The sequence below is a fragment of the Novosphingobium sp. BL-S-33 genome, from assembly GCF_056857025.1.
Genome location: NZ_CM166475.1, coordinates 1,608,972 through 1,629,007, shown reverse-complemented (window position 1 = coordinate 1,629,007; position 20,036 = coordinate 1,608,972). Strand labels below are relative to the sequence as shown.

Annotated in this window: 24 protein-coding genes and 1 riboswitch; of the genes, 14 read left to right on the top strand and 10 right to left on the bottom strand. The window is 59.5% G+C overall.

What is annotated here, in order from left to right; genetic code table 11:
- Positions 1-146: 146 nt before the first annotated feature.
- Together AC1VVM_RS23760 and AC1VVM_RS23755 are read right to left on the bottom strand one after the other, a co-directional pair.
- Positions 147-386: a hypothetical protein gene (locus tag AC1VVM_RS23760; RefSeq protein WP_482956712.1), complete on the bottom strand. Its 240-nt coding sequence runs from the start codon at positions 384-386 to the stop codon at positions 147-149.
- A 251-nt stretch (positions 387-637) separates the two neighbouring features.
- Positions 638-1,093 (bottom strand): Rrf2 family transcriptional regulator, encoded by a 456-nt coding sequence (locus AC1VVM_RS23755; protein ID WP_482956711.1) that lies wholly within the window; start codon positions 1,091-1,093, stop codon positions 638-640.
- A gap of 268 nt (positions 1,094-1,361) precedes the next feature.
- Between AC1VVM_RS23755 and AC1VVM_RS23750 the strand changes: the two genes are divergently transcribed.
- Together AC1VVM_RS23750 and AC1VVM_RS23745 are read left to right on the top strand one after the other, a co-directional pair.
- The gene (locus AC1VVM_RS23750; protein ID WP_482956710.1) at positions 1,362-1,772 is read left to right on the top strand and encodes a group III truncated hemoglobin; all 411 of its coding nucleotides are present in this window, start codon (positions 1,362-1,364) and stop codon (positions 1,770-1,772) included.
- Entirely contained in the window at positions 1,769-2,338 is a 570-nt protein-coding gene (locus tag AC1VVM_RS23745) for a globin domain-containing protein (RefSeq protein ID WP_482956709.1), read from the top strand. Before AC1VVM_RS23750 ends, AC1VVM_RS23745 begins: the two co-directional genes overlap by 4 nt.
- Before the next feature lie 20 nt (positions 2,339-2,358).
- Here AC1VVM_RS23745 and AC1VVM_RS23740 read toward each other — a convergent pair whose 3' ends face one another.
- Complete coding sequence (locus AC1VVM_RS23740) at positions 2,359-3,240, bottom strand: LysR family transcriptional regulator (RefSeq protein ID WP_482956708.1); 882 nt, start codon at positions 3,238-3,240, stop codon at positions 2,359-2,361.
- A 100-nt stretch (positions 3,241-3,340) separates the two neighbouring features.
- On the opposite strand from AC1VVM_RS23740, the gene AC1VVM_RS23735 reads away from it, so the two are divergent.
- The 5 genes from AC1VVM_RS23735 (at position 3,341) to AC1VVM_RS23715 (ending at position 7,675) form a co-directional block, all read left to right on the top strand.
- Positions 3,341-4,090 carry an SDR family NAD(P)-dependent oxidoreductase gene (locus tag AC1VVM_RS23735; RefSeq protein ID WP_482956707.1) on the top strand — a complete coding sequence of 250 codons (750 nt, stop codon included), beginning with the start codon at positions 3,341-3,343 and terminating at the stop codon, positions 4,088-4,090.
- Positions 4,091-4,351: 261 nt separating this feature from the next.
- Positions 4,352-4,960, top strand: a complete 609-nt coding sequence (locus AC1VVM_RS23730) for an outer membrane protein (protein WP_482956706.1) — start codon at positions 4,352-4,354, stop codon at positions 4,958-4,960.
- Between the two features lie 101 nt (positions 4,961-5,061).
- A complete protein-coding gene (locus tag AC1VVM_RS23725; RefSeq protein WP_482956705.1) occupies positions 5,062-5,649 on the top strand; it encodes a DUF924 family protein in 588 nt (195 codons plus the stop codon).
- A gap of 306 nt (positions 5,650-5,955) precedes the next feature.
- On the top strand, positions 5,956-7,167 hold the full coding sequence (locus AC1VVM_RS23720; protein ID WP_482956704.1) for an NAD(P)/FAD-dependent oxidoreductase: 1,212 nt from the start codon (positions 5,956-5,958) through the stop codon (positions 7,165-7,167).
- Positions 7,168-7,270: 103 nt separating this feature from the next.
- Positions 7,271-7,675 carry a hypothetical protein gene (locus tag AC1VVM_RS23715; RefSeq protein ID WP_482956703.1) on the top strand — a complete coding sequence of 135 codons (405 nt, stop codon included), beginning with the start codon at positions 7,271-7,273 and terminating at the stop codon, positions 7,673-7,675.
- A 174-nt stretch (positions 7,676-7,849) separates the two neighbouring features.
- Here AC1VVM_RS23715 and folD read toward each other — a convergent pair whose 3' ends face one another.
- Positions 7,850-8,734 (bottom strand): bifunctional methylenetetrahydrofolate dehydrogenase/methenyltetrahydrofolate cyclohydrolase FolD, encoded by an 885-nt coding sequence (folD, locus tag AC1VVM_RS23710; RefSeq protein ID WP_482956702.1) that lies wholly within the window; start codon positions 8,732-8,734, stop codon positions 7,850-7,852.
- Positions 8,735-8,769: 35 nt separating this feature from the next.
- A riboswitch (ZMP/ZTP riboswitch) is annotated at positions 8,770-8,848 on the bottom strand.
- A gap of 394 nt (positions 8,849-9,242) precedes the next feature.
- On the opposite strand from folD, the gene AC1VVM_RS23705 reads away from it, so the two are divergent.
- A complete protein-coding gene (locus AC1VVM_RS23705; RefSeq protein ID WP_482956701.1) occupies positions 9,243-9,659 on the top strand; it encodes a hypothetical protein in 417 nt (138 codons plus the stop codon).
- Positions 9,660-9,748: 89 nt separating this feature from the next.
- Here AC1VVM_RS23705 and AC1VVM_RS23700 read toward each other — a convergent pair whose 3' ends face one another.
- Positions 9,749-10,159 (bottom strand): SMI1/KNR4 family protein, encoded by a 411-nt coding sequence (locus AC1VVM_RS23700; protein ID WP_482956700.1) that lies wholly within the window; start codon positions 10,157-10,159, stop codon positions 9,749-9,751.
- Positions 10,160-11,345: 1,186 nt separating this feature from the next.
- On the opposite strand from AC1VVM_RS23700, the gene AC1VVM_RS23695 reads away from it, so the two are divergent.
- The 3 genes from AC1VVM_RS23695 (at position 11,346) to AC1VVM_RS23685 (ending at position 12,748) form a co-directional block, all read left to right on the top strand.
- Positions 11,346-11,849 (top strand): T6SS immunity protein Tdi1 domain-containing protein, encoded by a 504-nt coding sequence (locus AC1VVM_RS23695; RefSeq protein WP_482956699.1) that lies wholly within the window; start codon positions 11,346-11,348, stop codon positions 11,847-11,849.
- A gap of 56 nt (positions 11,850-11,905) precedes the next feature.
- Entirely contained in the window at positions 11,906-12,322 is a 417-nt protein-coding gene (locus tag AC1VVM_RS23690) for an SMI1/KNR4 family protein (protein ID WP_482956698.1), read from the top strand.
- A 123-nt stretch (positions 12,323-12,445) separates the two neighbouring features.
- Positions 12,446-12,748, top strand: a complete 303-nt coding sequence (locus AC1VVM_RS23685) for a hypothetical protein (protein WP_482956697.1) — start codon at positions 12,446-12,448, stop codon at positions 12,746-12,748.
- A gap of 25 nt (positions 12,749-12,773) precedes the next feature.
- On the opposite strand, the gene istB is transcribed toward AC1VVM_RS23685, so the two are convergent.
- The 3 genes from istB to AC1VVM_RS23670 form a co-directional block, all read right to left on the bottom strand.
- Positions 12,774-13,643: an IS21-like element helper ATPase IstB gene (gene istB / locus AC1VVM_RS23680; protein WP_482955270.1), complete on the bottom strand. Its 870-nt coding sequence runs from the start codon at positions 13,641-13,643 to the stop codon at positions 12,774-12,776.
- A complete protein-coding gene (gene istA, locus AC1VVM_RS23675; protein WP_482955271.1) occupies positions 13,640-15,145 on the bottom strand; it encodes an IS21 family transposase in 1,506 nt (501 codons plus the stop codon). The genes istB and istA overlap by 4 nt, the downstream gene beginning before the upstream one ends.
- 309 nt (positions 15,146-15,454) lie before the next feature.
- On the bottom strand, positions 15,455-15,760 hold the full coding sequence (locus AC1VVM_RS23670) for a hypothetical protein (RefSeq protein ID WP_482956696.1): 306 nt from the start codon (positions 15,758-15,760) through the stop codon (positions 15,455-15,457).
- Positions 15,761-15,801: 41 nt separating this feature from the next.
- Here AC1VVM_RS23670 and AC1VVM_RS23665 point away from each other — a divergent pair, with 41 nt between their 5' ends.
- Together AC1VVM_RS23665 and AC1VVM_RS23660 are read left to right on the top strand one after the other, a co-directional pair.
- A complete protein-coding gene (locus AC1VVM_RS23665) occupies positions 15,802-16,356 on the top strand; it encodes a TetR/AcrR family transcriptional regulator (RefSeq protein ID WP_482956695.1) in 555 nt (184 codons plus the stop codon).
- 42 nt (positions 16,357-16,398) lie between these two features.
- A complete protein-coding gene (locus AC1VVM_RS23660) occupies positions 16,399-17,445 on the top strand; it encodes an NAD-dependent epimerase/dehydratase family protein (RefSeq protein ID WP_482956694.1) in 1,047 nt (348 codons plus the stop codon).
- Here the strand turns inward: AC1VVM_RS23660 and AC1VVM_RS23655 are convergent.
- Positions 17,433-17,831, bottom strand: coding sequence for a MerR family transcriptional regulator (locus AC1VVM_RS23655; protein WP_482956693.1), 399 nt, complete (start codon positions 17,829-17,831; stop codon positions 17,433-17,435). The two genes, AC1VVM_RS23660 and AC1VVM_RS23655, sit on opposite strands and share 13 nt — an antisense overlap.
- 69 nt (positions 17,832-17,900) lie before the next feature.
- On the opposite strand from AC1VVM_RS23655, the gene AC1VVM_RS23650 reads away from it, so the two are divergent.
- Complete coding sequence (locus tag AC1VVM_RS23650; protein ID WP_482956692.1) at positions 17,901-18,881, top strand: aldo/keto reductase; 981 nt, start codon at positions 17,901-17,903, stop codon at positions 18,879-18,881.
- A 330-nt stretch (positions 18,882-19,211) separates the two neighbouring features.
- On the opposite strand, the gene AC1VVM_RS23645 is transcribed toward AC1VVM_RS23650, so the two are convergent.
- The gene (locus AC1VVM_RS23645; protein WP_482956691.1) at positions 19,212-19,916 is read right to left on the bottom strand and encodes a hypothetical protein; all 705 of its coding nucleotides are present in this window, start codon (positions 19,914-19,916) and stop codon (positions 19,212-19,214) included.
- Positions 19,917-20,036: the final 120 nt, after the last annotated feature.

The following is a 20,036-nucleotide window of genomic DNA, read 5'->3' as shown; positions in this document are numbered from 1 at the left end:
TTTGGCTCTTGGCGTGCACGTGTGATCTTCCAAGGACCACGCGTTTTTGCCAGCGCTCACACGCGAATCCGATCAGCGGTGCCTTATCTCGAAAAGAGCCCCTCAGATGCGGCGACGCGGGAGGGGGCGGATTGCTTGATTACCCCTTAACGGCCGGCAAAGGTCGACACCCTCGGGCTCAATCGACTTGTGGTCGAAGCTACGACCGTGGAGCGCGTCCGAGCGAGGCCAAGTTGCCATTTCCGGCCTCCGTACGAGACTACAAGACCGAGCACCACCATTAAGGCGCCGGAGATGCCGGCGACCATCATGGCAACGATTATCGGCTGCAACGCGGCAGAAATGCGCACACGCCTTTCCGAAAACTCGTGCTTGAAATTGATCACCTGAGGATCTCCTCGTCGGACAAGCAAAGCCGCATAGACGGGGAGGGGCTGTGGAATGCCCGGCCTCGACCTGTGCTTCTGCATCATTCGATGCTGCCGTTTCGCTGGTCATCATAAGGCAGGGCGCGATGCTTGTGGTGGACGCGAAGTGCCAGGAGAACCCATCCGGAAGTTTAGGGATGGGCACCCCTAGGTGGCGTCAGACCCACCGAGAGGCAGCAATGGCGCGATGAATCTGCTACCAACAACGGTTAGCGGGGAGGGGCGCCCACTCCAGTCGTCTGCGGTATTCCGCCGAAGAGTGCACGCAAATCTTCCGGTCGAACCAGGATGTCCGCCAAGGTGTAGCTGTCGAGAACATTGAGGAACGCCCGCGTCGCCTCATTCAGTACCTTGGGCAGCGTACAGGCTGGCGCGATAAGACAGGATCCGCAGTCCACGAGCGCGAAGCCGGTCTCGGTGCGCCGGACAATCGCGCCGATGGTGATCTTGTCTGCTGGTTTCCCCAGTCGGAGCCCGCCATTTCGGCCACGCACGGTCTCAAGGAATCCAGCCTGGCCCAGGCTCTGGACCACCTTCATCAGGTGATTGCGCGAGATATCGTACGCCTTAGCAATTTCGGCGATCGATGACATTTCGCCTTCATCGCGGGCACCGACATGAAGCAGCACCCGCAAGGCGTAGTCGGTATGGAGGGTCAGTTGCATGAGCGGCTTGCCCTGCGGAACGTGGTGGCGCGCTGAGGCAAACGCTCGTTTGACGATAATCCACCTAACGGGCGGGATTCAACGGTTCCGCCAGCATGCCCGATCATCCCATGCCCCTTGATCACCGGCAGCTGATCCATGCCGGCACGTATTGAATTCGTGCTGGTATTCGCTTTCTCGCCCATCGGCAAACTTTAAAGATGTAGTTGACATGCGTATTTTGTTTCAACCATAAGATGTACATGATACGCATCTTATAGGAAGTGGCATGGGTGTTCCGATGTTGATCGACGAGGCCGATATCCAGCCATTGGTTGAGCGCTTTTACGCGCGAGTCCGCGCCGACGGGATGCTGGCACCTGTGTTTGCGGGCGTCGTCGACGACTGGCCGGCGCACGAAGCGCGCATTGGCGATTTCTGGTCTTCAGTCATGAACACAAGTGGCCGCTACAAGGGCAGCCCGGTAGCAAAGCATCTAGGCCTCGCCGGCCAGATCACCCCAGAGCATTTCACTCGTTGGCTTCAACTCTGGCGCGAAACCAGCAACGAGCTTCTACCTCCTGCCAATGCAGCAGCGGTTCAGGCCAAGGCCGACCGCATTGCCGAAAGCCTGCAACTCGCGATTCAATATGCACCTTCCGACAATTCCATGGCTGCAAGCCAAAGGAGTTCGTCGTGATCCAGACCCTTTCGCCTGCAACCACCGCAATCGTAAGGGCAACTGCCCCTGCGATTGCCGGGCACGGCATCGCCATCGCCGCCATTACGCTGGCGCGCCTCCGCGATCGAACTGCCGTGGAGGGGAACCGCATCTGGCAGGACGAAGCCGGTGTTCAGACGCATGCGCTGGCGGCTGTGCTGTTCAGTTTCGCGCAGAACATCGAGAATTTGATGATGTTGGTGCCGGCGTTCGAAAGGATCGCTTCTAAACACGCAATTGGGCGGACTGTGTCCGAAGTGCTTCCCGAAGCCATCTCTTCGCTAGTAGCGTCGATGAAGGAGGTGTTGGCCGAGACGGCAACGGATGAAGTGCTACACGCCTGGCACGATGCCCTGTTGTCGTTCGTCTCCATGATGAAAGCTCGGCGTGTCGACCTGCCGGCAGGCGCGGCCGTGGTCGAGCGCCAACCCTGTAGCGCGCAAAGATTTGCAGTCGCCGCCAACGTCCATGATGCGGGGCTGTTTGCGCCGGCGCTGATTCAACCGGAAGTTGCAAACTGGCGAAACGGTGCGAATCTTCGATAGAGAGAAGCTGAATTTGCGCCCTACTTCATGACAGGCAAAAGCCTCTCGGACACGAAATCCATGAAAGCCCGAACACGCGCAGGCGGCCGTCGGGCGTAAGCGTGGACGAATTGCAGCGGTATTTGTGCCATCGGGAATTGTGGGAGCACTTCCTCCAGCACGCCGCCGGCCAAGTGCGGCGCGACGACCGAATGCAGCAGTTGGGCAATGCCGGCACCACCCAGAGCGCTTCGCAACATCACCGTGCCATCGTCGACATCCAGGCGTCCGCTTGGGAGCATCGTTGTCCCATCCGCGAACAGCAGCGGGTAAGGGCGATTATCCTGCAGGTATCGAATATGGCTGTGGTGGATGAGGTCTTCTGGCCGGCCTGGTCGGCCAAAGATTTCCAGGTAGCTCGAAGAGGCTACAAGCCGTAGCTGGATCAGACCGATAGCACGGACGGTCAAACCACTGTCCGGCAACGACCCGGCGCGTAGGGCCACGTCAAATCTTTCCGCTATCACGTCGACATGACGGTCCGTGATGCTTGCTTGCATCCTGAGATCAGGGTGGTGCGGAAGGAAATCTCCTACAATCTCATCCATTAGCGCGTTTCCGAGCACCGTAGGCATCGTCACACGCAGAGTGCCTTGTACACTGCCTCCCGGTCGCAACGCTTCGTCCGCAGTTTCAAGGTCGCGCAGCAGAGGGGCCACACGATCGAAATAGGCCTGTCCCTCGTCGGTCAATGTCAGGCTACGCGTCGAGCGCTGGAACAATCGAACTTCAAGCCTGCGCTCCAGACGCGCAATGCTTCGGGAAATGGCGGAAGGGGTCGTGCCGAGGATGCGGGCTCCGCCGGAAAAGGATCCCGCTTCAACCGATCTCACGAACGCATTCAAGCCTTGGGTGCGGTCCATCTATCTATGCTCATCGGGAAGAAATGATTACGCCGATGGAGGCCTAACATAGCGAAACGGCAAAGGCCATTTGTGTCACACCGATATGGAGTGACAAGCTATGAGTGGACTTTCAGGAAAAGTGGCCGTCGTAACGGGCGGAAACAGCGGCATCGGTTTTGCCGCAGCCCAGGCGCTCACCGCAGAGGGGGCGCGAACGGTCATCGTTGGGCGTCGCAGTGATGCTGTTGACGCGGCTGTGGAGGCGCTGGGCCCGCTGGCCATAGGGCTGGTCGGCGATATCGCAGATATTGAGACCCACGATCGCGTCGCAGAACTGCTTCGGGAGCGGTTCGGGGGCGCCGACATTTACGTCGCGAATGCCGGCGTCAATGTCATCCAGCCGAGTGACGCGGTGACAGTGGAGGATTACGACCGGCAATTTGCGGTCAATACGTGCGGCGTTTTCTTCGGCATCCAGAAAGTGCTGCCTGTAATGCGCGACGGCGGTAGCATCATCCTCACCAGTTCGATTGCAACCGGCAAGCTGCTAGAGGGCCATGCTGTCTATGCCGGCGCCAAGGCCGCCATCGAAGCATTCGCCCGGAGTTGGGCGATCGAACTCAAGGCGCGGCGCATCCGGGTGAACGTCGTAAGCCCTGGGCCTGTCGATACACCGATTTTGGGCAAGCTAGGCGTACCGGATGAATTGCGTGCAGGATTTGAAGCCCATCTGGCGCAAGTCATTCCGCTCGGCCGCTTGGGGCGATCGGAAGAACTCGCACGCACCATCCTTTTCCTGGCATCCGATGAATCGAGCTTCATCACTGGCGCCAACATTCCGGTCGACGGCGGCATTTCCCTGACTTGATCCCGCCGCTCAGGGCCGATCCTTCGAACGATCGGATCCATGCTCCGGCTCAATAGGCGCCATACTTTGGGTGGAATCGTCCTCGCGGTTCCACGCCATCCGGATGGACTTTGGGGCAATAAGCAAGGCCGACGTCGCCGCGTATCAAGGGCTTGTCACGCAGAGCCCCACGCGCTCGGCGGGGCGCCCACCAAATCAACCGCCCTTGGCCCACACTGCGGGCCACGCTTGAGCGCGGCCAAAATACGGAAGGTTCAACCTATGAAACATCACCTGCTCAAATCGCTCGCTTTTGCCGGAGCTGTCCTGGCTGCCAATCCCGCCATGGCCGACGCTTTCGAAGGCCCGTACGCCGGTATCGATGGCGGCTGGATCCAGAACAGGATCGGCACTGCGCAAACGAACATTGGGACCGTCACGGTCGATCGGTCGCAAGACGCCGCGACCGTCGGCGTTTTTGCCGGATACAACTACAAGCCGGCAGACAAGATCGTGCTTTCCGCAGAAGGCGGCTTCAAAATGAGCTTTGATGATCAGCTCACACATGCCGGCCGCGATACCCTTGCCAGTATCGACCCCGAATATGCGTTCGATGTGGGCGTTCGGGCCGGTTACCTCGTCACCGGCAACACGCTGCTCTATGTTCGCGGTGGTTACGAGAACATGCGTGCGTCGGTTCGGCGCGTCGATGCAGTCGCTGCACGCTACGGCAAGGACAGTTTTGATGGGTGGTCGGTAGGGGGCGGCGTCGAACGTGCCATCACCCAAAGAGTCTCGGCGCGCGTAGAGTACCGGTACAGCGATCTCGCTGGAAGCGGCGACAGGTTCGAGCAGCATCAGGCACTGGTTGGCGTGGCCTATCACTTCTAGCCTGCTCAGGCGCCAAGCGATTACGTGGCAGGCTGCTTGCTCATGGGCAAGGGGCCTGCTTCGCGCAAGCTCCACCAAAGCATTGGATGAGAGGGAAGAGAATGGATAATGCACAGAGCAGCGTTCTGGATTTCTGGTTCCGCGAACTCACGCCGCAAGACTGGTTCGGAGCAGGCGAGAAGTTCGATCCGATTGTGCGCCGCCGCTTCGGCAGGCTTCACGAAGAGGCGGCCGAAGGGGCACTCGACGGGTGGGCTGCCACGCCTCTCGGGCGCCTTGCCCTGATCATAGTGCTGGATCAGTTCTCGCGTCACATCCATCGTGGCACCCCCTTGGCATTTGCGCAGGATAGGAAGGCACAAGACCTGACGCTCGATGGCATTGCACAAGCCATGGACCTTCAGCTTGCCTTCAGCCAGCGCCATTTCTTCTACATGCCGCTGATGCATGCCGAAGACGCGCGGCTCCAAGGCGCGAGCATTGCGCAATTCACAAAGCTTAAGGAATTCGCCGAGCAGGTGCTCGAATATGCGAAAGGTCATGCCGCTCAAATCGAGTGTTTTGGCCGGTTCCCGGCGCGGAACGTCGCTCTGTCGCGCCCGTCATCGCCGGATGAGGAAGCATTCCTCGCCCGAGCCGAGGACGACGCTGCGGATAGCGCGGGCGATACCTTGGATAGCCGGCCCTGAACCTTTGGATAGGGTGACTCATTCTCGACAGCCCACCGCTTCGGATACTACAAAACGAGTGTCAGCCGAACTTTCTGACAGCCACAAAGGTAGATGTGATCGAGTTTCAATTTGTTTATGCGGAAGCAGCTGCAATGCCTTCGCATAATATCTGGCAAGTCGATCTCTGATTTAATCGAGAAATTCGCGACGGCCGAGGCTGCATCGCTTCGGAATTCACCCGCATTCATGGACCCATAGCGTCTGTGGATTTGAAATTCTGCAACCATCGCCAGCATTGGCAGCATCAACATTAGGAGATTTGTCATGTCCAAGAACATCCTGATAATCGGATCCGGCTTTGCGGGCGTAATGGCTGCGCTTGCGGCTTCCCGCCTGCGTCATGAAAAGGGCGCTTCGCCCGCCGACCTGACGATCACCGTCGTCGCTCCCGAGCCGGAAATGGTGATCCGCCCCCGCCTCTATGAACGCAATCCGGAACAGATGGTCGCGCCATTGTCGGACCTCTTCGCGGCCACCGACATCAACTATCATCAGGGAAGCGTCGAGAAGATCGATAGCGCGGCATCGACGATCACTGTCGTCGACCACGACGGAGCATCGTCGGTGTTGGCTTACGATCGGCTGGTGCTTGCTGCCGGCAGTGACGGCTTCGCACCTCCAATTCCCGGCCTCGCCGAATTCGGCTTCGCCGCTACCCAGCTTGCCGAGGCTGTGGCGCTCGATCGGCATCTGCATGCTCTGGCAGAGCGGCCCGCTTCTGCTGCCCGGAACACGGTCGTGGTTGGCGGGGCCGGCTTCACGGGCCTGGAATTCGCAACGGAGATGCCGGAGCGCTTGCGCGAAATTCTTGGTGCAAATGCAGATGTCCGGGTCATCATCGTCGATCGATCCGAACACGTAGCGCCGGCGATGGGTATCAATCCGAGACCCTTCATCGAGGAGCGCCTGCGTGCTCTGGGGATCGAAACCCGTCTGAACGTGGGCGTCGCCGCACTGGATGCCGAAGGTGTTACGCTGAGCGATGGCGAGCGCATCGAGACGGCTACGGTGATCTGGTCGGGAGGCATGCGGGCATCGCCGCTGACCGCTCAGTTGCCGGCGGAGCGTGATAACCTGGGACGCATTGTCGTTGAGCCGGACCTGCGTGTACCGGGAGCGCCCGGAATCTTTGCAACCGGCGATACGGCCAAGGCGAAGACCGATGCGGCCGGGAACTACGCCCCCATGTCGTGCCAACATGCGCGTCGCCTGGGTGCCTTTGCCGGTCACAACGCTGCGGCCGATCTGCTCGGTGAGCCGGCGCTGGCCTATGATCAGCCGGCTTACGTGATATGTCTGGATCTTGGGCCAGAGGTCGCAATTTTCACGCGTGGATGGGATGCCCAGGTCCAGATCACGGGCGCAGATGCCAAGAAGGTCAAGCAGGAGATCAACGAGGTCTGGATCTATCCGCCGGCTGCCGATCGGATGGCAGCCTATGAAAATGTCCATGCGGCCCGAACCATCGATTTCTGACCATCGCGGTCTTCGGTGAGTGGAATTGCGGCGAGTCCAACAGCGCTTGCCGCAATTCCACAGCCTAGCCAGGGAAGCAGGTCTCTACTGCGAGGAGCGTCCCATGTTTCTGTTCAGTCATGATTGGTCGAGCAGCGGTTATCTACACAGCGAACCAACCTGCGATGACCTCCGCTCTATTCAGGATCTCCCCGACGGTGCGATCCGCGGAGAGGACACCTTGTCCGAGCTCGAGCTGCGCGTAATTGGGATTTCACTACTGGATTGCCCGGTCGATACCAAAAAGCCTTCGCGGTTCGTTCGCTTTAAGCGTTGGATATTTGGCGGCTATCCTCCCAACAGACTTGCAAACGAGCGCCTGGAGGCCTTGCGCCAGTATTGCATTCAGGTTCGCATTTTCGGCGGTGTGTTCTCTACCGACGAGCGCAGCGTGGCGCTGGCTTACGGGTTCTCAAATTCCCTCTTGGACCAAGCCGCCACGCTCGTCGCAACAAAGCAACGTGGATGATGTGGAAGGTGGAAGTCTCGTTTTGCTTCGGCGAGTGCTGATGGGAATGACCGCTTCCGGGATCGGCCCAGTTGCCTCTGGACGGCAACAATCGGGCGAAAGCCGATCGACCGCGGAAGCCAAGATCGGATGATCAGCTCCTAGCCGCAATGAGACATCCCCCCATCCGATTTCTCACCAGAAAACCGGCGGCGGTAGATCACAGCGTCGAAATGCCGCGACCAGAGTGTTGTGCATCAAAGTCATAATCGTCATCGGACCGACGCCTCCTGGGACAGGTGTGATCGCACCCGCGACCGTCACCGCAGATTCAAAATCGACATCGCCCAGCAAGCTATTCTTGCCATCGCGAACGATCCGCGTGGTACCCACGTCGATCACCGTAGCGCCCGGTTTGATCCAGCTTCCCTTGATCATCTCAGGCTGGCCGGATGCGGCAACGACAATGTCCGCTTGCCGTACTTTGTCCGCAAGGTCGCGCGTTCGGGAATGAGCGACGGTGACCGTGCAGCTCTCATTCAGCAGAAGTTGAGCCATTGGTTTGCCGACGAGGATCGACCGGCCGACCACGATAGCATCCAAGCCGGTAAGGCTGCTCAGTTCCGACTTGAGAAGCATCAGGCAACCGAATGGCGTACATGAGACGGGTCCAGGTATTCCTGCTACCAACTTTCCAGAACTTTGAGGGTGTAATCCGTCCACATCCTTGCTTGGGTCGATCGCGCTGATGATCGTGGCCTCGTTGATGTGGTCAGGAAGGGGGAGCTGGACCAAAATACCGTCTACGGCATCGTCGTCGTTGAGCTGGGCAATAAGGCATAACAACTCGTCCTGCCCGATGTCGGCGGACAGTAGATGTTCGACACTGGCCATGCCCAGGTCGATGGTCTTCCGAACCTTGCTGCGCACATAAATCTCGCTGGCCGGGTCGGAGCCTACCAGGACGACCGCCAAGCCCGGTGTGCGCCCGACCTGTGCGGTGAAGTCCGGCACTGCCGCCGCAAGTCGACTGGCCAGCCTCTCGGCAAATGATTTTCCATCTATGATCTTTGCGCTCACGTTGGGCTCCTTCGGCGGAAGGTTGTTCGGATTTCTCCGATTGCCCAGGCGAGCGGCTTTTTGTGCGCGGTCCCCGATGGTGGCCCATCTTGATCGCCAGTAACGCGCAAGCGAGCACCTAGCCCTGAGCTACTATCTGGTCAAGCTGGAGCTCTTTAGCCGGCCAAGGCTGCTGCGATTTATTACGGAAGCCGGTCGCGTTCGGCGCTATCGTGCTCGCGAGAGAAATAGCCTTAAGCAAACCCAGCCGTCACATGCTGGGACCAAACAGCTAAGCAAGAGCGCGCCAACACCACTCCGGACCCTAGCAGGGCCTTTCGGACCAAGGTAAGCGGACGGGCGGCTTCCAGTATCGTCAGATCAACCGCCGAGCGACCGGAATCGGGCGGCTCCCGTCAGTCTGGTTCACCCGTGAGCGAACGGCAGCATTTCGCTATTTTAATCTGGAAGGTGCCGTTCCGGACACGCCGACATTGCTGACATCGAAAAATCGCGCGAAGAAGCCTCTATGAGCAGTCTCACTATAACCTACCAACACGCGTCTGACGACGATTTCGGGCGGCTCCGTGTCGAGGTGGAAACAGACGAATTCGCTGGGCGAGGCGGGTTCTGGGTTCAATGGCAAGATGTGGAAGAGTTTGCTGACAGCTTAGCGGCCTACCCACTGTCCGCAGTGAACCCGCCAAGTGCGCGGTGGGGCTTCGAGAAACTCGAAGGCGACGACCTCATCATTGGACTGGAAGTGAGGCCGGCGGATGCACGCGGCACATTGCTGGTGTTTGTCGAAATCGCTGATGATTTCGATCCCAGGCGGAGAGTGCGGGTAGTCTTCGCTACCCATTATCCGCAGCTTGAAGCATTCCGACAGGAATTGGTGAAAGTCATGCAGCGGCAGACGCAAGCGGCAGTTCTTACAGGCGAATAACGTCCGCTTGCCCCAACAAATCGGAATGGCAGAGTTGTAGGGTTTTGATCCGAAACCTGCCTGACCGGCCCCGCCGACATACCTGCCGATTACTCTTCGGCAGTTTCGATCCCGATTAGGTCGAAAAGAGCTTCAAAATGAATGGCGACCATTTCTGCGCTCTCGTGGCCAGCGACCATATCTATTGTCACCACAGGCCATGGCGATCCTCCACGGAGGTCGAACGCCAAGTACTCTCCGCCTCCGCTCCCGCCAAAGACGAGAAAGTCCTTCGGCTTCGCGCTGCCATCATTTGGCTGAGCAATACCGTCGATAACGGTTTGCACCGGGTCCAAGCAGAGAGTGTAAGGATTTACTGGTAGTGGCCCCTCACCACCGTTGCTGAATTCCAGCAGATCAATGTAGCGCTTCGGTAAATCACCCGGTGCGACGGCGCGAAGGCGCTCTATATCGGCTGCTGTAGCTCCGCCCGCCTTAACCCAGTCACGTCCTTCCAGCATTATCCACCCCAGCGTATTCCGATCATCACAGCGCGATTTGCACTTGGTCGCGTGCAACGGTCAATGTCCGCTTCCCCCGACATTGCAGACGTCCGATGTTTACGCTGCTGTGAGACCATCCCCCCAGATCCCAACCGTTTCCGTAAACTCACCAGGATCGCAGGCTTCTATAGTCACCCTGGTCGGAACAAAGCTCTTCCCGGAATAGCTTGGAACGGCATTGTATCGAGTGATTTTGCCTTGAAGCGCTAGCGGTTGGATGATGTTCACGTCAGCCAGCTGCTTAAGGTCTGCGGCGAAACGTGGGACAAAGACAATATTTGCCGGATGGTCGTCGCCTCCGAATATTTCGGGCAATAAGCGCATCGGAACCAGTACACCTTTTTCAACAAGGCGGTTCGCAAGTTCTCGCGATGTTATCGAAGAATAGTCAGATCCTATGTTTTCGCTCTTCTTTCGGAACCAACCCACTACAATTCTCCATCAAGGATTGGCTTCCCTTACCACTCGCCCGTCATTTGACCACCCAGCATTTCGCACCGTCATGTCCGCTAACCCCAACATCCGAGGCGTTCGGGCTGGCAAGTCATTTCGCCATTTTCAGCCATTCGCTCGGGCATCCCGAACAAAGTCTACCCGTTGCCCAAATGGCTGCGGAACGTCTGGCTAGAGGGCGGCCCCCGTCAGCCCAGCTCACCGGCGAACGAACGACAGCATTTCAGCATTTTAATCCAAAACCTGCCTGACCCGACACGTCGCCATTGCGGACGATTGTGTGAACAAACTACCTTCAGGTTATGATCATGCTGCCAATGCTCGCCGCTCTGCTGTTCTCCACAACATCGCAAGATGGGAGAATAGTCGCTTCTGACGGTTCGCCCAAAAAAATCCTGCCCGTCTGTGACGACGCAAGAGAGCAGTACCGCGTAGCGAAGGTCAGGGCGAAAGCACTGCAACGAGAATACCAAGTCTGCATTGGTCAACCGGGTCCGCGTCAATGTGGGGCCAAGCTGGAGGCTTGGGGTAAGGCTCTAAACATCGTGAGCGGAGCAATTGACAACCAGGCAAATGCCTGTCGCCCCATGGTGTATTGATGATTGGGTTTCGGCCGCTCTCCCCCGCATCCGAGCCGACTTTGCGGGCACTTGGCCTGTCGCTAGATTGCCGATCGTTGGAGGCACATGACGTGGAATATTTGGACGGGGCATACCGCCTTCATCGACAAGAAGATGTTGATCGCTTCACTGCGCTCGCCATCGAGGCATTTCCCGATTTCGCCGGGAGAATTGAATGCTTCGGAGCGGACTGGCTGGGGCGCCAGTTTGCGACCGATGCACAGCGGATAGTTGATGGAGCTTCGCACGTTCTCATGCTTGAACCGGGGACAGGGGAAGTACTGGAGATACCCGTGAATCGAGCGGCATTCCATGATGAAGAACTAATGAACGAGCCTGATGCAGCGGCGGCGTATTCATTTTTCCAGAACTGGATACAGACAGGCGGTTCGCGCCCGAATTACGACCAGTGCGTTGGTTACAAGCTCCCGCTCTTTCTCGGTGGGACAGATGATGCGTCAAATCTCAACCTTATCGACTTTGACGTTTACTGGAATCTCTCGGCCCAAGACTTAGCGCGTGTTCGTGGGTTGCCTATCGGAACGACAATACGAGACGTCTCTATCTCAGACTAGCGAAGCGCAGCTAACTCTCATCTTCCACCATTCAGGGGTTAAAGAGGTTTTGATCGATGTTTGCCGAACTGGATGCTGATCTCAATGGTGACCCAGTGCTAGTCGCCGGATCTGCATCTGAAAGTCAGATAGACGCTATTCAAGCATTCGCGGGATTTCTGCTGCCTCCCAGCTACCGTGAATTTGTGAAGCGGTTCGGCGCCGCTCTTGTAGGTCCATATCCCGTCTATGGAAGTGGTGCTTCTGATGCCATGAGCAAAGACGATGCTTCTGTAATTGATGTTACCAAGCGCTTCAGATCAGATGACTGGCCCTATTCTGACAGGTCGCTGGTCGTTTCGACTGATCACGCGGGAAATGCGATCATGTTGGATGAAAAGGGTTCGATTCATCGGTACGACCATGATGCAAGAGCGATCGAATTCATTTCGTCGTCGTTCGAAAGCTGCGTGCAATGGTGTCTTACCAAGTAATCGAACGAGTGTCCGCTTCTCCCAACAAAGCGGAATGGCGGATTTTCACGATTTTAATCTGAAACTTACCGTACCAGCCACGCCGACCTTGCGGACAGTCGGCGATCGAAGCAAACTCCAGCAATGACAGCCTATGCAGCAGTTGATCCGGCTATAGACGCTTGGGCGCAAGCGACGGTCAAAAAGCTCTTTACCGACTGGGCGGATCAGCCCGCTAGGTTCGCTTACCTGCCGGGACTACGGCCGTTCGAGTGTTTTCAAATCTCAAAAGACCCGCCCTTCGCCGGTCGTATTGTTGTATCGGCTCGATCCGTCGATACCGATGACGAAAGCGAGTTCGACGAGTGCTGGGAGGGAGCAACTGACGCGCTTCCCATTCTCTGTAGCGCGACAAACTGGATGATGATTGCGCGTCAATCAGGATGAGAATGTGATTGTCGCAGCGCGTCGATCAGTGCCCGTTTAGATTGTCGCTGGCAAGTTCGTCGTTCTCATCCTGATTGTCGCGGATGGTCTCGAGAACCTTTGGCGTGGTGTATGCGGCGGGCCGCCCGGCACCGGTGCGTCTGGCCTGAGCGGTGCGCCGCCGGTAACTTTCGACGTTCATCTCGAAGATGGTGGCGTGGTGGACGAGCCTGTCGACAGCGGCGAGCGTCATCGCGGGATCGGGGAAGACCCTGTTCCACTCGCCGAAGGGCTGGTTGGCGGTGATCAGCAACGACCGTCGCTCGTAGCGCGCGCTGATCAACTCGAAGAGCACCGATGTCTCGGCTTGGTCGCGCGAGATGTAGGCGAAGTCGTCGAGAACCAGCAGGTGGTATTTGTCGAGCTTGGCCATCGCGGATTCGAGCGCGAGTTCGCGCCGCGCGACCTGCAGGCGTTGCACGAGGTCGGAGGTCCGGGTGAACAAAACCCTCCAGCCCCGCTCTACCAGCGCCAGGCCGATAGCTGCGGCGAGGTGGGTTTTGCCGCCGCCGGGCGGACCGAACAGGATGAGGTTGGCACCTTGCTCGAGCCAACCATCGCCAGCGCACAGGGCCATGACCTGGGCCTTGGAGATCATCGGCACGGCATCGAAGGCGAAGCAGTCGAGGGTCTTGCCTGCGGGTAGATGTGCCTCTGCCAGGTGGCGTTCGATCCGACGCCGATCGCGTTCGGCAAGTTCGTGCTCGGCCAGCGCGGCGAGGAATCTGCTGGCGGGCCATCCTTCCTTGTCTGCCTGGGCGGCGAAGTCCCCCCAGATGTGCTTGATGGTGGGCAAGCGCAGTTCGTTGAGCATGAGGCTGAGACGCTGTGCATCAATCATGGGAGTTGCGTTCATGCGGCTTCTCCCTGTTCGATAAGTCCGTCGTAGATCGAGAGCGGCACCAGTTCGACCACGACTTCGGGCAGATCGGCAGGGTCCGGACAGAACCGGGCCCGCAAGGTTGTCAGGCACGGCGTTCGGCGCGCCGCCAGGTCCTCGGTCAGGAGCCCCGCGAGTTCGGCCTCGCATGCACGCTCGTGAGCCATGGCCAGAAGTTCGACGGTGGTGCGGCAGGCTTCCCGCTCGCCCTGAAATTCCAGCAGGTGGTCGAACATCAGGCGATAGGCCTCTCGCGGGAACAGGCTATCGCGATAGACCAGCCCTAACAGTGCCATGGGCTTACGGCGCAGGGAATGGATCACGTGCCGGTAATCAACAACGTGGCCGTGCTTCCCGTTCATGCCTGCGCGTCCGCGCGGCAGGGTCATGAGTCTCGTGCCGCCGATGAAGAGGTCGAGGCGGTCATCATAAAGGCGAGCCCGCAAACGGTGCCCGATCAGGCGGGATGGGACCGTGTAGAACACCTTGCGCAACGTGAAGCCGCCCGAGGATGTGACCGTCACGAGGATCTCCTCGTAGTCGGTGGTGCGCACGTCCGGCAGCGGCTGCAGGAACTTGCGTTCGGCATCGATCCCGGGGCCGTGCCGCCGGTTGCGCGCATTCACGACCTCGTCGATGAAGCGGCGATAGTCGGCAAGGTCGGAGAAGTCGGCGCTCCCGCGCAGCAGCAGCGCATCCCTAATGGCAGCCTTGATATGGCCATGGGCACTTTCGATCGCGCCGTTCTCATGGGCAACGCCCCGGTTGTTCCTCGTGGGCTCCATTCCATAATGGTCACAGAGCGCGTCATAACGCTTGGTCAGGTCGACCCTGGCATCCGCGTCCAGATTGCGGAAGGCGGCCGAGAGGCTGTCGGTACGATGAAGCTTCGGCGCGCCGCCTGCGGACCAGAGCGCGTTCTGCAGCCCTTCGGCCAAGGCGACAAAGCTCTCGCCGCCCAGGATGATGTGCCCGTGTTCGAAGCCGCCACATGGAAGCCGGAAGTGATAGAGCAGATGGTCCAGGGGCTGTCCGGCGATGGAAACTCCCAGATCGTCCATGCACGTAAAATCGGACAGGCCGAGCCGCCCGGCCTCGTGCACTTGCCGGAAAATGACTTCGCGATCTTGCCCGTTGACGGCGCGCCAGTCGCGAATGCGCCTCTCCAGGGTTCGCCGGGAGCCGAACTCCGTCTCGGGATATCGGCGCCGCAGCTCCTCGAAGATCGCTATGGGCCGAAGGCCCGGGGCAGCCTCTAACATCGGCACGACAACTTCATCGAAAATACCGGCAAGGGGATCGGGTCGGCGCCGGCTGCGCGGTGTTTGCCGCTGCGATGGCAGCTGGGTGGCCTGCAGAACCCGATAGCCCGTCGCCGGACTGAACCCGGCCTTCGCCGCCGCCAAGGCGACGGGGTCATAACGTCTGTTGGTCATGAAAAGTCTCACTTGATGATCGTTGATGTGTCGGCCGGCCACACGTCAGGTCCTCCTCCCCGGAAAACCCGATGCATAGCGGCCACCACGACCATCACAGGCACCCGGCAAAGAGTGCCTCCGGTGTGTCGGGACCGGCTACGGGCTACGCCCTACGCCGATCCCGACACACCGGATTCTCATCTTGATTGTCGCGCTTTCTCGTCCAGATCGCCGCGCAACACATTCTCCTCGAAAAGGCGACCGCTGCTGTTCAGAAGTGGGTGCAGCGTCCAACGGGGAATGGCGGCTAACCCCAACATTTCTGTCATTCAGCGCCTGCTTCGGGACTTCCCGATAGCTGCCAATCGTTCAGGCAATTTTGTCCTGGCGGCGTAACAATGCAGACCGACCGCTTTCGGGATCATCGAAGCAGCTGCCGAATGACTGAATCGGGCGCGTGGCTGCCGTCCCGCCGTCGACCCTTTGTAGCCATTCAGCCGCCGATTTTCTCTCCCTAGGTGCAGAACGGCTGCTTTGGTTTCTCGCACCGGTACGGCTGTTCTGGGCTTCGAGCAACGAGCGCAGGTAACTGCGGCCGTGGCCGTTTGGCTCAAGTGGGCCACCGACACTTCGGATGACTGACTGGCCGATCTGCAATTGACGGTCGAGCGTCATCCATTTATATCTGACTGGTCGGATATAAATGGATGACGCCAATGGGCCGCAAGAAGAGTATTGATCAGGATCGGATCCTCGACGCGGCCGAAGCCGTTGTCGCGAGTGTCGGCGCAGCCCGTCTGACGCTGGAAGGCGTTGCGCGAGAGGCCGGCATCAGCAAGGGCAGCGTCGTCTATGACTATGGCACCAAGCAGGCACTGGTCGAAGCCATGGTCGAGCGAGCGGTAGCGCGGGACAATGCCTTCAACGAGGCTGCGGCCGGGCAGTTCGAGGGTGGCGAAAACCCGACGCTCCAGGGCCGTATTCAGGCCGCGTCGCAGCCATTCCCCGACGAGTTTCGTGCGGTCGCATTGAACATTTGCGCAGCGCTCGCGCAGGACCGTACCTTGCGCTCGGCAATCCAGAGCAATCAGACGGCCGTGATCAAGCGGATCGGCGATGAAGCGGGAGGCGCGAGGGGACCCATGCTGGCCTATCTCGCACTCGAGGGCCTCAAGTTGCTCGAAACCCTCGACTACCACCAATGGTCCGACAGCGCGCGCGAAGCGCTGCTCGGGGATATCCGCTGGCTGGCGTCCGGCCCTGCGGACTGATCGTGCCAGACCTTTGCCCGTAACCTAGAAGGCAGAAAATTCATGAACGACCATCAAGCCATCGGAGGCGATTGCGCCTCCGATCCAGAACTGCTGTCTCCGCTCTTTCTTACCGGGGGTAGTGGCTATCTCGGGCGCAACCTGATCCGCCATTTTGTCACCAAGGGCTTCGAGGTTGTAGCCCTCGTCCGCTCGCAGAAGTCTGCTGATGTGGTCCGCGCGCTTGGCGCCCGGCCCATCGTCGGACAGCTTTCGAGCCCGACCGTGGCCGAGGCGATGAAAGGGTGTCGCTCGCTTGTCCATGCCGCAGCGCAGACGAGCCACGGCCCTGAGACGCCTGAGCACGTCGCGGTCAATGTCGAGGGAACCCGCGCCATATTCGCAGCTGCGCGCCAGGCTGGGGTCCGGCAGGCCGTGCATGTCAGCACCGAGTCAGTCCTCCTGGACGGCCGGGCACTCGTCAACGTTGACGAGAACCAGGCGATGCCTTCGCGCTTTCCCGGTGCCTATTCGCGTACCAAGGCTGAGGCGGAGCGGATCGTGCGCGGGCAGAGTGGCAATGGCTTCGATGCCGTCATCGTGAGGCCGCGCTTCGTCTGGGGACGTGACGATACCACTGCCCTGCCGATCCTGACACAAGCCGCGCGTTCGGGGCAGATGGCCTGGATCAACGGAGGCGAGTACCTGACGTCAGCCACACATGTCGCCAATGCTTGCCATGGGATCGAGCTGGCCTTGCTGAAGGGCCGTGCAGGTGAGGCTTACTTCATCACCGACGGTGAACCCTCGACGTTCCGCAGTTTTGTCTCCCGCTTGCTGGAAACGCAGGGTATCGCTCCTCCTGAAAAGGCAGTGCCTTCCCGGCTCGTCGGCACCGTCGCCCGCGTCGGTGAATTTGCGGCTCGACTTTCCGGTGGCCGGATCAAACCGCCGGTTACCCGGCAGGATCTGGCAACCATGGCTGTGGAGGTGACGCTGGATATCACCAAGGCCAAACGCGATCTTGGTTATGCACCGGTGGTTTCGGTGGAAGAAGGCATGGCGGAACTCAAGCGCCTCGCGTCCGCCGGCGGAGATCAGCAGAAGTAGGCATTGGGCATGGGAGCAACGCCCGGCTGGCCTGCTTCCACCCACTCCAATTTGCCCTTGAGGAACGCCAGTGCGGCATCGAGTTCGCGTTGGCGTTCCTCAAGCCTGACGATCTGCTTGCGCAGAACTTCACCGGTCCGCTCCGGCGAGCCGGCACCCCGGCGGTATTCCTCGGCGAGTGCACCGATCTCTGCGAGCGAATAGCCGAGGGACTGTTGCAGCCGGATCATTTGCGCAGCGGTAACGTCGTCGGCGCTGAACACCTGATAGGGGTTGGCGCCTCCTTTCCTTGTACTGCGCTCGGGCTTCAACAGGCCCTTGGCGATGTAGAACCGCACCGTGTCGACCGAAAGTCCGGCCGTCTTGGCGAACTGCGAAATCAGCATGAAAAAGCCTTGACCATGGACCATACACCACACTTATAGGTCCTGCCTGTCGATATCCGGAGTTGTTCAATGACTGGCATAAATCGTCTCCCGCAGATCGCGCTCGGCAATGGCGGTCCCGCCATCGGCATCCAGGGGCTGGGCTGCATGGGCATGAGCGAATTCTACGGTGACACCGATGAGGTCGAATCCCGCGCCACGCTGCAGCTTGCGCTCGAACTGGGCGTGACGATGTTCGATACGGCGGACGTCTATGGAATGGGTGAGAACGAGCGCTTCCTTGCGCCGTTCATCCAGGCGCACCGCGACCGGGCCGTGATCGCTACCAAGTTCGGCTATGCCCGGACCCCCGAGACCCCCGACGACTGGAGCCTCGACAACCGGCCTGAATTCATTCGCAGCGCGGCTGAGAACTCGCTCCAGCGTCTCGGCGTCGAGGTCATCGATCTCTACTACATGCACCGCCGCAGCACCGATGTGCCGCTCGCGGAATCGATCGGGGCAATGGCGGACCTCGTTGCCGAGGGCAAAGTAAGGGCCCTGGGCCTTTCTGCAGTCAACGCGGAAGAGCTGCGCGAGGCGCATGCTGTGCATCCGATCGCCGCGCTTCAGTCGGAATGGTCGATCTTCACCCGCGATATCGAAGCGGAGATCGTGCCTGCGGCCGTGGATCTGGGGGTCACGCTCGTGCCCTACTCGCCGCTCGGACGCGGAATGCTGACCGGCCAGGCTTTTGCCGAAAATCTGAGCGCAGGAGATGCCCGGTCCTACTTCCCGCGCTTCTCTGCCGAAAACCGGGAGGCGAACATGCGTCTCGTCGCCAAGATTGAAGAGATCGCCGCGGGGCAGGGCGTTACATCGGCGCAGATCGCGATCGCATGGCTTTATGCCAAGGCCGGTGAACTGGGGGCGGCCGTCTCGCCGATTCCCGGCACGCGGAGCCGCAAGCGCCTGCAGGAGAATGCGGCGGCCGCGTCTCTGACACTCGACCGGACGGCAATGGCGGAACTCGAGCCGCTTGCACGCAGGGTCGCGGGAATTGCCATCTAATCGAAATTCTCGTCGGGCGCCCGATCTGGGCGCTCGGCCTTCGGCTGGCCCCGACCCTTGTCGGCCATTCAGCTGCCGATTCTCCGTTCCCAGATACGGTCGGTCCGCTTTATCATTCTGAACGCCGAAGGCTGGCCGATTTCGGAATGGCGGCCAACTGGTTAAGAGGGGCAGATAGCTGCCTGTCGCCTTCTGGTCTTGGGCGTCGGCGGAAACCGAAGTTCGCTGTCGTTCCGTTCGTGCCCCGGATCAATTCGTTCGCAGATATTTCCAGCGCCTCCGGAAGCGGACATAGCCGACGTTGCGAAGGGGCTCTTTCGTAACACCAGATCAATAACCGACTTCCAGCGTTACGGCAGTTAGTCGGCCTTTGATCTTGCCGACCAGCGTTACGTTGCCGCCTGGCGAGTCTGGACTGTTCATGGCCATGATCGCGCTGGTTGTCATGCGAGCCAAGAAAAGCGGTTGAAACGTTGTTTGACCTGGTGCGGTAATGATAGTGGTTTTCCCGCGATCATCGGCCCAAGCGCCATACCCCCAAGCTGCTCCGATCAGCCGTAGCGATCGGCCGGGAGGCGGCGAGGGGAGGGCACGTTCAGGAAACTTACGCTGTTCCTCGCATTCGATTTTGGTCAACCGCCCGTTAGAGAGTGTGCCTCCCTCGTAATCAGCTTGCAGCGAGTAGCATCGGTCATCGCTGAATTTGAGAGTGACTGGCAGAAATCCGGGAGCCCATGCCGCGACGAGAGAGGATTTGCTCGTTTCCGCTATCGCGAACGCGCCAACGACCTTGGCATGGCCTACAGCCGAACCCCGCTTATAAGCTGGATCGACGTGGATCAGATTCATCACGGTTGCATCAGGAATACGGGTCAGCCTTGGCGCGGCGGGGTCTGATGGCGCCGCGACCCCCGGCTTCGAGCCTTTGCCACTATATCCCGAAGGCGGAACGAACTGCGCATGCGCGCTGATGGCCGCCGCGGCCACGACGACCGCTGCAATCATAAAGCCAGATGTCGAAGTTTTATTTTTCATTCGCTGCTCCTGTGCCAAGGCAGTTTACGGCTATGATAATAAAGAGCTACCCCGCTTGCTCGTTGCAAAAGGGTTCCCTTTTGCACTGCCCACCCTCTCTGCCAGATCAACAGCTTGTCT